The sequence below is a fragment of the Synechococcus sp. A15-62 genome, from assembly GCF_014280075.1.
GTDB lineage: Bacteria > Cyanobacteriota > Cyanobacteriia > PCC-6307 > Cyanobiaceae > Parasynechococcus.
The window spans coordinates 2,014,950-2,029,610 of sequence record NZ_CP047950.1 but is presented as its reverse complement, the minus strand read 5'-3'; the positions used below and the strand labels follow the sequence as shown (position 1 = coordinate 2,029,610).

General features: G+C 63.1%; 12 protein-coding genes, 1 tRNA gene and 1 pseudogene. 6 read left to right on the top strand and 8 right to left on the bottom strand.

Annotated elements, in window-relative coordinates; all coding sequences use genetic code 11:
* Window positions 1-15: 15 nt before the first annotated feature.
* Genes SynA1562_RS11570 through holB form a run of 3 tightly spaced genes read left to right on the top strand, consistent with a single transcriptional unit; the run spans window position 16 to window position 3,910 of the window.
* Window positions 16-2,343: a cation-translocating P-type ATPase gene (locus tag SynA1562_RS11570; RefSeq protein ID WP_186493969.1), complete on the top strand. Its 2,328-nt coding sequence runs from the start codon at window positions 16-18 to the stop codon at window positions 2,341-2,343.
* Window positions 2,340-2,969 (top strand): dTMP kinase, encoded by a 630-nt coding sequence (gene tmk, locus SynA1562_RS11565; protein ID WP_186493968.1) that lies wholly within the window; start codon window positions 2,340-2,342, stop codon window positions 2,967-2,969. The genes SynA1562_RS11570 and tmk overlap by 4 nt, the downstream gene beginning before the upstream one ends.
* Window positions 2,966-3,910 carry a DNA polymerase III subunit delta' gene (gene holB, locus SynA1562_RS11560; protein WP_186493967.1) on the top strand — a complete coding sequence of 315 codons (945 nt, stop codon included), beginning with the start codon at window positions 2,966-2,968 and terminating at the stop codon, window positions 3,908-3,910. The genes tmk and holB overlap by 4 nt, the downstream gene beginning before the upstream one ends.
* 15 nt (window positions 3,911-3,925) lie before the next feature.
* Here the strand turns inward: holB and SynA1562_RS11555 are convergent, their stop codons facing one another.
* From SynA1562_RS11555 to SynA1562_RS11540, 4 genes are all read right to left on the bottom strand, one after another.
* Window positions 3,926-4,714 carry a response regulator transcription factor gene (locus tag SynA1562_RS11555; protein ID WP_186493966.1) on the bottom strand — a complete coding sequence of 263 codons (789 nt, stop codon included), beginning with the start codon at window positions 4,712-4,714 and terminating at the stop codon, window positions 3,926-3,928.
* 282 nt (window positions 4,715-4,996) lie between these two features.
* Window positions 4,997-5,068, bottom strand: a tRNA-Asn gene (locus SynA1562_RS11550).
* Between the two features lie 16 nt (window positions 5,069-5,084).
* On the bottom strand, window positions 5,085-5,822 hold the full coding sequence (locus tag SynA1562_RS11545; RefSeq protein WP_370593208.1) for an ABC transporter ATP-binding protein: 738 nt from the start codon (window positions 5,820-5,822) through the stop codon (window positions 5,085-5,087).
* Entirely contained in the window at window positions 5,764-6,027 is a 264-nt protein-coding gene (locus SynA1562_RS11540; protein WP_186493965.1) for a hypothetical protein, read from the bottom strand. Before SynA1562_RS11540 ends, SynA1562_RS11545 begins: the two co-directional genes overlap by 59 nt.
* A 164-nt stretch (window positions 6,028-6,191) precedes the next feature.
* On the opposite strand from SynA1562_RS11540, the gene psbD reads away from it, so the two are divergent.
* Window positions 6,192-7,247, top strand: coding sequence for a photosystem II D2 protein (photosystem q(a) protein) (gene psbD, locus SynA1562_RS11535; protein ID WP_006851499.1), 1,056 nt, complete (start codon window positions 6,192-6,194; stop codon window positions 7,245-7,247).
* A 51-nt stretch (window positions 7,248-7,298) separates the two neighbouring features.
* Here psbD and SynA1562_RS11530 read toward each other — a convergent pair whose 3' ends face one another.
* Complete coding sequence (locus SynA1562_RS11530; RefSeq protein ID WP_255445664.1) at window positions 7,299-8,039, bottom strand: hypothetical protein; 741 nt, start codon at window positions 8,037-8,039, stop codon at window positions 7,299-7,301.
* A gap of 87 nt (window positions 8,040-8,126) precedes the next feature.
* Here SynA1562_RS11530 and SynA1562_RS11525 point away from each other — a divergent pair, with 87 nt between their 5' ends.
* Complete coding sequence (locus SynA1562_RS11525) at window positions 8,127-9,062, top strand: pectate lyase (RefSeq protein ID WP_186493964.1); 936 nt, start codon at window positions 8,127-8,129, stop codon at window positions 9,060-9,062.
* Between the two features lie 29 nt (window positions 9,063-9,091).
* Window positions 9,092-10,582, top strand: a pseudogene (locus SynA1562_RS11520) (DUF2079 domain-containing protein); the annotation flags it as partial.
* 7 nt (window positions 10,583-10,589) lie between these two features.
* On the opposite strand, the gene SynA1562_RS11515 reads toward SynA1562_RS11520, so the two are convergent.
* The 3 genes from SynA1562_RS11515 to SynA1562_RS11505 are packed head-to-tail and all read right to left on the bottom strand — an operon-like array spanning window position 10,590 to window position 14,644.
* Entirely contained in the window at window positions 10,590-12,038 is a 1,449-nt protein-coding gene (locus SynA1562_RS11515; RefSeq protein WP_186493963.1) for a DUF2079 domain-containing protein, read from the bottom strand.
* The gene (locus tag SynA1562_RS11510) at window positions 12,016-13,551 is read right to left on the bottom strand and encodes a glycosyltransferase family 39 protein (RefSeq protein ID WP_255445663.1); all 1,536 of its coding nucleotides are present in this window, start codon (window positions 13,549-13,551) and stop codon (window positions 12,016-12,018) included. The genes SynA1562_RS11515 and SynA1562_RS11510 overlap by 23 nt, the downstream gene beginning before the upstream one ends.
* Window positions 13,514-14,644, bottom strand: a complete 1,131-nt coding sequence (locus tag SynA1562_RS11505; protein WP_186493962.1) for a glycosyltransferase family 2 protein — start codon at window positions 14,642-14,644, stop codon at window positions 13,514-13,516. Before SynA1562_RS11505 ends, SynA1562_RS11510 begins: the two co-directional genes overlap by 38 nt.
* Window positions 14,645-14,661 lie beyond the last annotated feature (17 nt).

The following is a 14,661-nucleotide window of genomic DNA, read 5'->3' as shown; positions in this document are numbered from 1 at the left end:
GTTGCGTAAACACCTGTGAGCCCTGCGGTTCAGACCGTCGTCCTGGATGTGGAAGGGATGAAGTGCGGCGGTTGCGTCCGCGCCGTGGAAACCACCCTCTTAGATCAGCCCGGTGTCCAGCGCGCCGATGTGAATCTGGTCAGCCGCTCGGCCTGGCTCGATCTCACCGCCGGTGAGAGCGATGTCGATGGTGTCTTGAAAGCCCTTGCAGACAGGGGCTTTCCAGCCAAGGAGCGTTCCCTGGATGCGCCGATTGGAGGGATGGCTGCCGGGCAGGTGCTGCCGGGCTGGTGGCAGCAATGGCGACAGCTGATGGTGGCCTTGGTGCTGCTGTTGCTGTCGGTTCTGGGACATGTCAGCGAGGCAGGGCATCTGTCGCTGCCTCTGATCGGCACCCTGCCTTTCCACGCCACGCTGGCCACGGTGGCGCTCCTCGGACCGGGCCGTCCAATCCTGGTGGGTGGAGTTGCGGCCGCTCGAGTAGGAACTCCCAGCATGGATTCCCTTGTGGGCCTGGGGGTAAGCAGTGCCTATGTGGCCAGCCTCGTGGCCTTGGTCTGGCCCCAGGTGGGTTGGCCCTGCTTTTTCAATGAACCGGTGATGTTGCTGGGGTTCGTCCTGCTGGGGCGTTTCCTGGAGGAACGGGCCCGTTTTCGGACCGGTCAGGCCCTGCAGCAACTAGCCCAGCTCCAGCCGGACACCGCGCGGTTGCTGTTGAGCGACGGGACGATCCGTGAGGTGCGCGTGGGCGCTCTCAGGCCTGGTGAAACCGTCCAGCTCCTGGCCGGTGACCGCATCCCGGTGGATGGAGAGGTGCTGGAGGGGGCCTCGGCCGTTGATGTGTCCAGCCTCACCGGTGAGCCCCTCCCGATGCAGGCGGAGCCTGGCACGGAGTTGTCCTCCGGAAGCCTCAATTTGGAGGCAACTCTGGTGCTGCAGGTCACCCGTGTCGGTGCTGAAACCGCCCTGGCCCGGATCATTCGTCTGGTGGAGCAGGCCCAGGCCCGTCGGGCGCCCATCCAGGGCCTGGCCGATCGTGTGGCAGGGCGCTTCTGCTACGGCGTGATCGCCTTGGCCGTCGCCACCTTTCTGTTCTGGTGGTTGTTCGGGGCCCAGCACTGGCCTGAGGTTCTGCAGGCTTCAGCACCTGGGATGCCCATGACCCATGAGATGTCCCATGGAGTGGACCATGGCCATGGCATGCATCACAGTGGCTTGGGCAGTGGAGCCAGCACCCCGATGGGTCTGGCCCTGCAACTGTCGATCGCGGTTCTGGTGGTCGCCTGCCCCTGTGCCCTCGGTCTGGCGACCCCCACCGTGATCACCGTGGCTACCGGCCTGGCGGCACGGCGCGGCTGGCTGTTCCGCGGTGGAGATGTGATCGAAACCGCCGCCGCTTTGGAGCATGTGGTCTTCGACAAGACCGGCACCCTCACCTTGGGTCGCCCCCTGGTGACCGATGTTTACGGGGACGACCCGGATCATTTGTTGCAGCTCGCGGCCAGCCTGGAGCAAAGCAGCCGACATCCCTTGGCCTATGCCCTGCTGCAGGAGGCCCAGGGCCGGAAGCTGGCTCTGCTGGACTGCGACGACGTTCGCACCGTTTCCGGCCAGGGTCTGGAGGGCCACGTGGATGGTGCCTCCTCTCGGGTTCTTGTGGGCAAGCCCGACTGGTTGGTGGAGAAGGGTGTTGCCATCGTCCCCGCAGCCCAGGACTGGCTTGCCGCCGCTGAAGGCTCGGTGGTGGCTGTGGCGGTGGGAGATGCCCTGATGGGCCTGGTGCAGATCGAGGATCAGCTGCGTCCGGATGTGGCTCCGGCACTGCAACGCCTGCGCTCTCACGGTCTGGCGCTTTCGGTGTTCAGTGGTGATCGGCAGGCCGCTGTTCAGCGCCTTGGTCAGCAGCTGGGCTTTGCTGCCCAGGATCTGGGCTGGCAGATGCTGCCGGAGCAGAAGCTGCAACGCCTCGAGCAGCTGCGGCAGGCGGAGCGGGTGGCGATGGTGGGCGACGGCATCAACGATGCTCCGGCGCTGGCCGCGGCTGATCTTGGGATTGCCATCGGCACCGGCACCCAGATCGCTCAGGACTCGGCTGGCCTGGTGTTGCTTGGCGATCGCCTCGACAATCTGCCTGAGGCCCTCAGCCTGGCGCGCCGCACCCTTGTGAAGGTGCGGCAGAACCTGTTCTGGGCCTTCGGTTACAACCTCATTGTTCTCCCGGTCGCCGCCGGTGCTCTGCTCCCCAGCCATGGGGTGCTGTTGTCGCCCCCGCTGGCGGCGCTGCTGATGGCCCTGAGTTCGATCACTGTGGTGCTCAACGCACTGGCTCTTCGCTTGCCATGACCGGTCGCTTCATCGTTCTGGAGGGCATCGACGGCTGCGGCAAGACCACGCAGATCCAGCATCTGGTTGAGTGGTTGCCCAACAGCGGTCTGATGCCGAAGAGCGCTGCTGTGGTCTGCACCCGTGAGCCGGGAGGCACTCCCCTGGGGCGCTCGATCCGGGAGCTGCTGCTGCACACGTCAGACCAGGAGGCACCAGCTCCCACCGCTGAACTTTTGCTGTATGCCGCCGATCGGGCGCAGCATGTTGAAACGTTGATCCGTCCTGCTCTGGAGCGTGGTGATTGGGTGATCAGCGATCGTTTTTCTGGATCGACCCTTGCCTATCAAGGCTATGGCCGTGGTTTGGATCGGGACTTGATTCAGCGGCTCGAACAGATCGCCACCGCGGGGCTGCAGCCCGATCTCACCCTGTGGCTGCGCCTTTCCGTTCAAGAGAGCCTGCAGCGTCGTCTCGGGGACAAGGAGGACCGCATCGAAGCCGAGGGAGCCGCATTCCTGGAGCGGGTTGCGCAGGGTTTTGCCCAGTTGGCTGAGCAGCGCTACTGGTGCGCAATCGCTGCAGATCAGTCAGCCAGTGCTGTGCGTGCTGCTTTGGAACATCAGCTTCAGGAGCATCTGGCTTGAGCGCGCTTTTTGAGGATCTGATCGGCCAGCCCCTTGCCGTTGATCTGCTCTCTGCAGCCTTGGCCCAGGGACGCGTGGCCCCGGCCTACCTCTTTGCCGGCCCTGAAGGGGTGGGACGCCAGTTGGCGGCGGTGCGTTTTCTTGAGGGACTGCTGGCCGATGGTCAGCCCTCGGTGCGGGAACGCCGACGCCTGTTGGAGCGCAATCACCCTGACCTGCTTTGGGTCGAACCCACGTATCAGCATCAGGGCCGTTTGCTGACCCGCGCCGAAGCCGAGGAAGCGGGGCTCAGCCGCCGCACCCCGCCCCAGTTGCGATTGGAGCAGATCCGCGACATCGGTCGCTGTCTGGCCCGGCAGCCGGTGGAGGCGAAGCGCGGCATGGTCGTGATTGAGGCCGCCGAGGCGATGGCGGAAGCGGCGGCCAATGCCCTGCTGAAAACGCTGGAGGAACCCGGCCATGGGGTGCTGATTCTGTTGACGTCAGCACCCGAGCGGCTGCTCAGCACGATTCGATCCCGGTGTCAGTTGATTCGGTTCCTCCGGCTCAACCAAGAGGCCATGGCACAGGTGCTTGAGCGCACCGGTGCCATGGCTCACGATGCTCCCGAACTTCTGGCCCTCGCTGCCGGGTCTCCAGGGGCTTTGATCGACCATCGGCGCAGCCTTGATGGTCTGCCCGAGGAGTTGGTTCAGCGCCTCGATTCGCTTCCCGCAACCCCAATGGAGGCGCTGGCGTTGGCGCGAGATCTCTGCGAAGCCCTTGATGGGGAGCAGCAGCTGTGGTTGATCGGCTGGTGGCAGCACCGGCTCTGGCGTTCCGGCAGTTCCGCGTCGAGGCTGAAGCGCTTGGACACACTCCGGGCTCAGCTGCTTTCGTTCGTTCAGCCGCGCTTGGCCTGGGAGGTGGCGCTGCTCGACCTCACACCATCCGTTTCCTAGGGCGCCTAAGGGTGATCAAGCCGAGGCTCGATCGCCCTGCTGCTTGCGCTCTTCGCGGGCCATGGCCACCACGTCCTCCAGGCCGTCCATCTGGGCATTGGTCGGAAGTTCCAAGCAGTAGCCCGCTCCATACACCGTCTTGATGAAGCGCGGCTTGCGGGGATCGGGCTCCAGCTTGGTGCGCAGGTGCCTCACGTGCACACGAATGGTCTCGATGTCGTCATCGGGCTCGTAGCCCCACACCTCTTTGAGGATCAACGAGGGGGCAACGGTCTGACCGTGACGCTGAAGCAGGCAATGGAGCAGCTCGAACTCCAGGTGGGTGAGCCGTACAGGTTGATCGAACCAGATGGCTTCAAAGCGCTCGGGCACCAGGGTGAGTGGCCCGTAGCTGAGGATTTCGTTGTGGTTGGTGGATCCAACGGGCGCCCGGTCACTGCGACGAAGCAGAGCTTTGACCCTCGCCTGAAGCTCTTCCAGGTCGAAGGGTTTGGTCAGGTAATCGTCGGCTCCTGAGTTGAAACCGCTCACCTTGTCCTTGGTGCCGCCAAGAGCCGTGAGCATCAGGATCGGAATCCCAGCGGTGCGATCGTCGCGCCGCAGGCGCTGACACAGGGTGAGGCCGTCCACCTTGGGCAGCATCAGATCCAGCAGGATCAGATCAGGGGTGTACTGGAGAGCAAGAGCCTGACCCTTGATGCCATCGTCGGCGCGCTGCACATCGAAGCCGCTGTGCTCCAGATGGCCGCTGACCAGGTCGCGCATGTCCTGGTCATCTTCGATTAGCAGGATGCAGGGCTTCATCGGTTCGGCGGCAATTCGGCTGGAGAATTAACGAGCGCTTGTCTGTAGGGATTAACGCTGAACGGATTCTCTCAAGCTTTTCAACTGTCTGCAGATTTTCAGCAAAGGGACCGTAAGGGACTTGCTTGTCGCAAATCGCATTCAGGAACAGCGATCTGGCGGTTTTTTTGCTTGTCTTTCGCCGGCGGCTGTTTAGGAAGTCTTCCGCTTCCGGCAATCCCCCGTCACGAAATTCCTTTTTTCGTCAATAAAAAAGCCACAGCGTGAACTGTGGCTTTGAAGCTCCCCGGGCGGGATTCGAACCTGCGACCAATCGATTAACAGTCGACCGCTCTACCGCTGAGCTACCGAGGAATGAGACCCGAAGACCTTACCCCTCGAATGTGCCGCCCTGCAAGCGCCGTTGCAGTTCTGTTCCCCGGGTCCATGGACCAATCCGACCGTCCTGCATGCGGGCGGCGCCATCAGCGAAGGCCAATTCACCAAGCCTGTGGGTAATCCACAGCGCCGTGATCGGGTTGACGGGGTCTTTGCAAAGCCGTTGCACGGTGGTCAGCACCGTTGTTTGGCTGCTGGGATCCAGCAGGGCGGTCGGTTCATCGAGCAGCAAGAGCCCGGCGTCACTCGCCAGGGCTCCGGCAATCGCCAGGCGTTGTTTCTGGCCGCCGCTGAGGCTGTGAATCGGCCTCTTCTCCAGCTGGGCGAGGCCGAGCTGGCCCAGTAGCTCGCGCACGGTGCTCTGGCGATGCTGTTGCGGCCCCTCAGGGTCCATGCCCAGCATCAGATCGCTGCCGCAACTGGGGAGCAAAAGCTGATGGTCTGGGTTTTGAAACACCAGGGCTGTTTTGCAGCGGCAGGCGATGTGTCCGCTCTGGGGTTCCAGAAGGCCGGAAATCAGGCGGAACAGGGTGCTTTTGCCGCTTCCATTGCTGCCCACCAGCATCCACAGGCCTGGGCCAGGGATGACCAGGTTGCAGCGGTTGAGGGCCTGTTGGCCGTTGGGCCAGCGATGGCTGACGGCTTTAACCCTCAATGCGGCGGTCGAGGTGTCAGGAATCAAAGGAAAAGCCGGGACGCTTGCTGCCACCCGCCGCCGCAGCCTTTTCATAAAGCTGAACGGCGAGAACCTCACTGACCAGCAACGTCACTTTCTTGCCTTCCACTTTCTCGCAGGTGAGCTCGAGAAGACGCGGCTGGCCGCTCTCGAGGGCTTGGCGTATCTGCTGGTAAAGCGCATCGGCATCTGCATGCTCCTTGCGCTGAACAGACACCGGGACAGGACTCATGCGCAGGGCCAGTTCGATGACGTACACAGCGTTGGAAAGAAGCGATGTGTCATCTTCGCGGAGGGACCGGCATCCTGTCGGTCCAAAAATGCGCATTTCTACTCATCCCCTCGAAATGGGTGCGGGGAGCCGCCCCATTTCGGTGATCACCCCCTAGGCTCGGCCATGTAACGGATCATGAAGCACCTCTCATGACGATCGCTGTAGGACGCGCGCCACAGCGGGGATGGTTTGACGTCCTCGATGACTGGCTCAAGCGCGACCGCTTCGTTTTTGTCGGCTGGTCCGGCATTCTTCTCCTTCCAACGGCCTACCTGGCCATAGGTGGCTGGCTGACAGGCACCACCTTTGTCACCTCCTGGTACACCCACGGCATTGCCTCCTCGTACCTGGAAGGTTGCAACTTCCTTACCGCTGCTGTGTCCACCCCCGCTGATGCGATGGGTCACAGCCTGCTGCTGCTCTGGGGCCCTGAGGCCCAGGGCGACTTCGTTCGCTGGTGTCAGCTCGGCGGCCTCTGGGCCTTCGTGGCCCTGCACGGCGCCTTCGCACTGATTGGCTTCATGCTCCGTCAGTTCGAGATCGCTCGTCTGGTCGGCATCCGCCCCTACAACGCCATCGCCTTCTCCGGTCCGATCGCGGTGTTCGTCAGCGTCTTCCTGATGTACCCCCTCGGCCAGAGCAGCTGGTTCTTCGCGCCCTCCTTCGGTGTGGCTGCGATCTTCCGCTTCCTTCTCTTCCTCCAGGGCTTCCACAACTGGACCCTGAACCCCTTCCACATGATGGGCGTCGCCGGCATCCTCGGCGGTGCACTGCTCTGCGCCATTCACGGCGCCACTGTGGAAAACACCCTGTTTGAGGACGGTGAGCAGGCCAACACCTTCAAGGCGTTCGAGCCCACTCAGGAAGAAGAGACCTATTCCATGGTCACCGCCAACCGCTTCTGGAGCCAGATCTTCGGTATCGCCTTCTCCAACAAGCGCTGGCTGCACTTCTTCATGCTGTTCGTGCCTGTGATGGGCCTGTGGACCAGCTCCATCGGCATCATCGGTCTGGCCCTCAACCTGCGCGCCTATGACTTCGTGTCCCAGGAAATCCGCGCTGCAGAAGATCCCGAATTCGAGACCTTCTACACCAAGAACATCCTTCTGAATGAAGGTCTGCGTGCCTGGATGGCACCGGCTGACCAGCCGCACGAAAACTTCGTCTTCCCTGAAGAGGTTCTGCCCCGCGGTAACGCCCTCTGATCGAAAGTTCGATGTTTCCTTCAACCGCCCAATTGGGCGGTTTTTTTTTGTTCAGCTGTCGTCTGAATCCGTGTCCAGACGCAGGATGAGATCAATGCTGTTGCGTTGATCGAGGAGCGCTCGCAACAGTGCATCGATGAGCAAAATGATGCCGAGCAACTCCAAGGCTTCCTCCAATCCTGTGATGGCGCCATACCAGGGGCTATGCAGGCGGATCAGGCTGGATCGAACGGCGAAGCTGCCGATCATTTCCATGCCGATGGCACCGCCGATGTAAACGGCACCTGCTCGCAGCAACCGTGATGCTGTTGGTCGGGAGATTGATCCGAGGAAGCGGCGAAAGCGCCACAGCAGGATGAGGGCGAGAACGGCGTAGGGCACCACCCAGGTGGATGCCAGAGCAGGGTGCACCTGGCGCCTAAGCCCTGGAATGATCAGGATCTCGTGGATCTGGAGGGCTTCGTCGAGGGCCAGAAAGATGAAAATCTTCGACAGCAAACGCCAGTCCTGGGAAGCGATGCGATCGCTGCTCTGCCCCAGTCGTTTCATCAACAGGGCCGCCATCAGCAACAGCGCGCTGCTGAACAGGGTGGGCAGGTTGAGTTCGCGGTCCATGTTGAGGCTGTCGAGCCAATGTTTCTCCGCCCCGAAGCCGTAAATGCCCACTTGCACGACGCTGTGGGCCACCAAAAAACCCGCTGTGATGGCCATCAGCAGCTTTCGGATCGACCGTGGCGTGAGCGGGATGATTCCGATCTGGCTTGGATTCGCTGCAGTGGGTTGCTGAATCACGGTTGGCTTGTGCGGAGGATGAACCCCGGTCTCAGATTCCGGTTCTAAACCTCTGCTTAACCTGCGCTTCGCGCAAGGGACGGGTTGGTGGCTGTGATCTACACACGGGGTCGCGCCCTCAAAACAGCCATCGCTTCATTGTTCCTGGTGGTGGCGGCTGCATCGCTGTTGACGGTGGCCGTGCAGCTGGTGATGTCTGCCTCTGGCGGTTCCAACCCTGATCTTGGTTGGGGTGTTGTGGCGGGGGTGAGCACGGGACTGGCGGCCTGGGCGACCCGTTCCCAGGGGCTGTTGCGTTTGCTGTCGGTTGCCGATCCATGGGCCCATCAGGGCCGTACCCGTGCGGTGTGGGGTCTGCTGTTGTTTGTTCTTCTGCTGGTTGTGGGCTTGAAGACCGGCTCGCCGGACCGCGACGTCTACAAAAATCTGGTGTTTGGCGAGGGTGGCCTTGTGGAGTGGAGCCAAGTGCTAGTGCTGGTGCTCGCCACTCGGGCGGCCTGGTTGATTGGCTCCGACTTAAATGCCCGTTTGCAGGAACGCCGTCCCGGGCGGCTGTTCCAGTTCGGCGCAGCATGTCTTGCCCTGGTCTTGATGGAGGAGCTCGCCTGGGGGCAGGTGATCTTCAGTTGGCGGACCCCGCCCTTGTTGAACGAGATCAACGCGCAGAACGAGACGACCCTGCACAACATCGGTTGGTTTCAGGATCGATTGGATCTGGGCACCTTCCTAGCGACCCTTGGGGTTTTGGCTGTTGTGGTTCTGGCGCCGCGCTGGATGCAAGCGCTCACAAAACACTGTTCTGAATCGATGGCGGCCTTGACCCGGGCCCTCACTCCCGCTGTCTACAGCTGGCCGCTGTTTCTGGCGGTTTCTGCACTGGCGTTCTGTATTGCGACGCGCACCTTCTCCGAGCTGATCCTCAATCGGGATCAGGAGTGGGGTGAGCTGGTGCTGTATGCCTCGATTTATCTGTTGTTGTTGCGCACGCGCGTGCTGCTTGGCCCCGTGCAGGACGCTCCGTAACCTGCCCAAAATCCTTCAAGGACGGCTGCATGCGTCGACCCAGCGGCATTGATGCGCCCTCCCCAACCCGGTGGCCACGCAAGGTGTTGGCGATGGCGGGTCTGTTTGCCCTGATCTGTTTTGCGCTGCAGGCCTGGCGGCTGTTCAGCCTCAGCGCAACCTATGACCAAGCCCTGTTTCTGCAGGAGCTCTGGGCGACCGCGCAGGGTCGACCCTTTGAAAGCAGCCTCTCATCGGTCTTGTCAGGGGCGGTGGTGGTCGGCGATGGTCTCCCGTCCATCGATTACTTGCACCTGGGGCAGCACGCCAACGTCTTGACCGTGCTGATGGCCCCCCTCGTGGCTGTGTTCGGGATGTGGGCGCTGCCGTTGCTTCAGGTGGGGCTGCTCGCTGGCGCAGGTCTGGTGCTGTGGAGACTGGCCGACGCTCGACTTCCGCGGCCCCTGGCTGAGCGGATCACCCTCGCCTACTTCCTCAGTGGTGCGGTGATTGGCCCGGCCTTGGAGAACTTTCACGATCTGGTTTGGCTGCCCTTGTTGGCCTTTCTGGTGGTGGGAGGTCTCCTCGACGGCTGCCGTTGGCGGGTGTGCCTGTTTGGCGCCCTGTTGCTGTTGGTGCGGGAAGACAGTGGCTTGCTGTTGTTTTCGCTTGGGCTCTGGGCCCTGGTGCGTCGTCCCGACCAACGCATCACCGGAGCCTTATTGATGCTCGTGTCCTTCGCCTGGGTCGTGTTGGTCACCGGCTGGATTCAGCCGATGGTGGACTCCTCGTTGTCGGATCGCTTCCTCAAGGAGAAGTTCGGCCATCTGGTGGATGACCCGTCGGGGGGAACGGTTGCTGTGCTTTGGGCCATGCTGCGCCAGCCTTTGGCGTTGCTCGAATCCTTGGTGTCGCCGCCGGGGGCAACCCTCGGCTTTGTGCTGGCCTTGAGTTTGCCGCTGGTGCTGGTGCCCCTGCTTTCGGTGGATGCCGTTCTGCTGATGCTGGCTCCGCTGTTGATTGCTTTGCTCTCCCAGGGGCGATCGGCCTTGTCGGTGACCCTGCGCTATGTGCTGGCTCTGGTGCCCGGCCTTTATCTCGGTGCTGTGCTCTGGTGGCAACGTCACCCGGAGGCCTGGTCGAAGCCCTGGCTGCGTCGTTGTTGGACCGCGGCCCTGTCGCTTGGCCTTGTGCTCACGCTGGTGGGGAACCCTCACCGCACCCTTTCGGCTGTCATTCCCGACAGCTTTTCCCCGTGGGCTTACGTGTCTCCTCAGCAAATGCTGCACCGCCGCCAGGCCGCTTTACAGGCCGTGGCGCTGATACCAGCGGATGCCAGCGTTGCTGCCGATACGCCTTTGCTGCCGTTGTTGGCCCAACGGGAGGCGGCGATTCGTTTCCCTCGGCATGTTGAGTACCGCGATCGCGACGGACGTATCCAACCCGTGGATTGGGTAGTGGCCCTGCCCGGCTATCACACGCCATTGGCTCCAGTGTTCAAGGGGTCGCGCAACAAACAGCAGCGCATTCAGCGGGAACTGCGGAAACTCACGGCAGCGGGCGATTACCGCTTGCTGCATTGCCAGGGCGGGGCTGTTGTATTGCAGCGGCAGGCGCCCGACACAGTTCCAGGCCCGTTGGCCAGCTCCGGCAGCTCCAATTCCTGTCCCTGGCTTGAGTGAGCAACCGTTCCTGCACCTTGCGGCTTGATCCCCAGCCGGGGTCCGGGGGATTGAGCAGCAGCACGTTCCAGGAGCCAGTATCGACGAGCGTGCTCTGCTTGTTCTTGGGGAAACCAACGGTGGTTCGCTGGCTCAGTTGCGGCACCAGATAGCTGGTGGTGAGCACGGCATCCTGCGGTTGGATCAGAGCCTGGGCCTCCTCGACGGCTTTGAGTTGGGGTATTCGAGCCAGGTAGGGCCCGGAAAAGAACCAGGGCTTGGCCAGCGCCAGCCAACAGGCCATGGCCCAGCACAGCATCCAGGGAAAGCCCCGCTGGGGTTGGGGCTGCCACCGCAGGCCATCGATGCAGGCCACAACGGCCACCACCGCTAGAGGCAGGCTGTAGTGATGCACCAGGGTGCGGTAGCTGGCGGATGCCGAGAGCAGATTCACCAGCACCAACGGCAGTCCGATCAGCAACGTGCTGAGGGAAGCCCGCCGCCAAAGGGCGATGCAGGGCAGACAAAGCAGAAGCAGATACTCAGCACCGCCGCTCCAATCCAGGCCACTGAGAACGCTGATCGGCCCGCCGTTTAAGTGGCTGAACATCCGCGCTGCAGCCTTGGGGCCTTCGCCATCCCGGAGCAGCGGGTACAGCCAACGGCTGAGCAGGAGCAGCCAGCCGATGCTGAGGCCTCCCGCCGCCAGGCTCCACCGCCAACGTCGCCGGCACGCAAGATCGATGGCCATGCCTGCTGTAGCCAGCACCAGGCCGTCGCGGCAGCCCAGCATCAGCAGCAGCAAGCCAAACCAGAGCCGGGGGCGGCCTTCGCGCTCGGCCCAGAGTGCCAGGGCGAAGGCCGGCATTACCCAGGTTTCAGGGTGGAAATCAAACAGTGCGGCGTTGAACACCACTGGCTGCAGCCACCACAGCGCGCAGACCAGCCAGCAGCGTCGTCGGGTCAGTCCCGCCTGCTCCGCCAGCCACCAGATCGGCAGTGCGGTGCAACTCAGGGCCAGGGCCTGACTGGCCAGGAGCCAATGGATGCTGGGCAGGATCCGATAGGCCGCACCGGCCAGATAAAGCATCCAGGCCCCATGGTCGGCCAGCACATGCACCTGTTCCATTGAGGAGATCGGTGCCGCTCCCGAACCGATCAGCCAGGCCCATTGATCGAACAGTCCCAGGTCGTAGGCATTGCTCTGGAGCAGGCCATGGCGTGTCGCCGCAACGCCCCAGAGCAGCAGGCCCAGCCATGCGCACAGCGCCAGCAGCTGCGGGGGAAAGCTCCGCGGCTGCGATGGCCTGGAGTCAGCGCTCGGGCTGGAGGTCATCGATCGGAATCAGATAGGTCTGGCTGCCAGCGTCTACCCAGGCGCGGGGGCTTTCCTCCACCATCTCCCGCAGACGCTGTTGCCGCCGCTTCGGCATTGGCCGGTAGGTCTTGTCCCATAGGAAGCTGCCGGCCAGATGGCTGGCTCCAGCCCGTTTCCAGCGCTGCAGTCGCTCCGGCGTCAGTTGTTTGCTGGAGATCAGCCAGCCCTGACGGCGGGCCAGGTTGAGCAGGGTTGGGTCGGTGCTGGTGACACTCACAATCCGAGCATCGCTGGGCAGATCCCTGCGGATGGTGAGGGCCAATGGCATCCATGCCTCTCGCTGGCGATGCTCCACCGCCCAGTAATCCAGGGAGAGCACCGTGAGGCTCACAACCAGGGCAAGGCCGATCAACAGCCGAGGCTGCCAGCGGGGCCGCCGCTGGCGCCAGGTCTGCCAGCCCAAGCCGATCAAGGGGGAACTGAACAGAAGCAGCGGCAGCTGGTAGTACTCGTGAATCGTGCTCGAGCGCATGGTGGCGATCGTGCAGAGCAGCACCCCCACCAAGCCGCTGATCGCAATCTGCCCGCTGCCGCTGCTCCAGCACGCCCTGAGGCCGATCAGCAGGAACGGCAGTCCCACCAGGGCCAGGAGCCGCAGACTCACCCGCAGCAGCAGGTTGATCCAGCCGTTGAGGTCCAGCAGGAGACTGATGCTGCTGCGATCGGCGCCCGATCCCCAGAACCCGAAGCTCAGCCCACTGGCCTGTCCCAGTTGATGGGCATGCCAGTACCAGCCGGCGATCGCCATCAGGCTGGTGCCGCTGTAAAGCCAGAAGCCCGGTCGCCCCAGCAGACGAAGCACGCGGCTCGGCAGGGTCTGCTGGGGTGGGGCCTGGCCTTGAGGGTTGGAGCTGAGCTGCACCATCAGCAGGGGCAGCCCCAACCAGAGCAGTGGAATCACCTTGATCAGGCCAGCACTGGTGAAGCACACCCAGCTCAGGGCCAGGGCCCAGGGCAAGCGTCGCTCACGCCAGAGGCTCAGGCTCTCCAGGGCCCCTGCGGCACAAAGCAGCAACAGGGCTTCGGCCTGAAAGGCGCGCCCGAAATACACCCCCAACGGTGCGATGGCAAAGGCCAGGCCCGCCCACCAACCGGCTTCGGGATTGAACCAACGCCGGCCCAGACGCATCACCAGCCAGATGGTCAAGGCGCTGCAGAACACCGATAAACCGCGGCCAAGCCACTCGTGCAGGCCGACCAGGCCGTAGAGGCGGCTCACCAGAAAGGGGTAGAGGGGAAATTCCGATTCCACAAAACCGGCACTCGCACCCCCCCAGTCGACCTGCGGCAGCCAGATCGGTGTGCCCGCCAGGCTGAAATGCCTGGCCATGGCAGCGGTATCGGCCTGCCGCCAGCTGTGAACACCCAACACCGGCATCCAGATCTGCACCAGCCGCAGCAGGCTTCCCAGGGCGATGGGCAGCCAGGCCCGCCTAGGGGCTGTTCCAGACAAAGCGGGATGAGGCCGCATAGTTCCAGACGTAGACGACAACAATGCCCGCCAGTTGGGCCCAGAGCGCATGGGCCTGGATGAGGGTGTAGAAGCTGGTGGCCAGGCCAACGTTGGCAAGTGCCGGCAGGGAGGCCACCAGCAGGAATTTCAGCAACCCCTGGATCAATTGCCGTCCGCTCTGGCGTCGGTCGCGGAAGGTGAGAGCGTTGTTCACCAGATAGTTCGAGCTTGCGGCGGTGATCACCGCCACCGGAAGCGCCTGTTGAAACGCCAGGTTGAACAGTCCCATCAGCAGTGCTGTGGACAGCAACTGCACCACCACGCCGGAGGCGCCCACAAGCCCGAAGCTGATGGCCCTGCGCGGCAGCAGCCGCAGGGTTGCGGTGTGAATCAGGGAGACGACGAAGTCCCAGAGGACGGCGAGATCGAGCTTGGAGCTGCCATGCAGCCGCGGCTGAAAGCGCAGCGGAATTTCTCCCACCTGCAAGCGGCCGCGGCTTATGGCAAGGAGTTCGTAGAAAAACTTGAAACCGTTCACGTCCACCTGACGCACCAGCGGCAGGCAGCGGTCGAGGCGCAGCACGATGAAGCCGCTCATGCAATCGCTCAGGTGCCGGTAGGACCTGGGCAGGCTCCAACGGGCCAGACGGTTGGCGAGGGTGGAACCGTCGGTGCGTCGATCGCTGAGGCCTCGGATTTCGGAGTGATCGAGGAAGCGGCTCCCGGCCACAAGGTCTAGTCCTTTTTGATCCAGGAGCTGCACGGCCTCGCCAACGGAGGCCGGTTCGTGCTGACCGTCGCTGTCCATCACCACGGCGATGGGATAGAGGGCTGCGATCAGGCCTTCTTTGATGGCGCTGGCCAGTCCGGAGCGTCCCACGCGTTGGATGATCCGGATCCTGGGGTCCTGGCGGGCCAGGGCGCGAACCAGATCGGGGGTGCCATCGCGGGAATCGTCATCGACGATCAGGATTTCGAGCGGATGATCCGTCCCCAGGTGCAGCAGGGATTCGATCACCTGGCGGATGGAACCACCTTCATTGAATGTGGGCAGCACGATGGACAGGCCGCTGTGGCTTGTCGGTCCTTCACGTTCCGCGGTGGACGACACAGTGCGCTCCAGTCGGG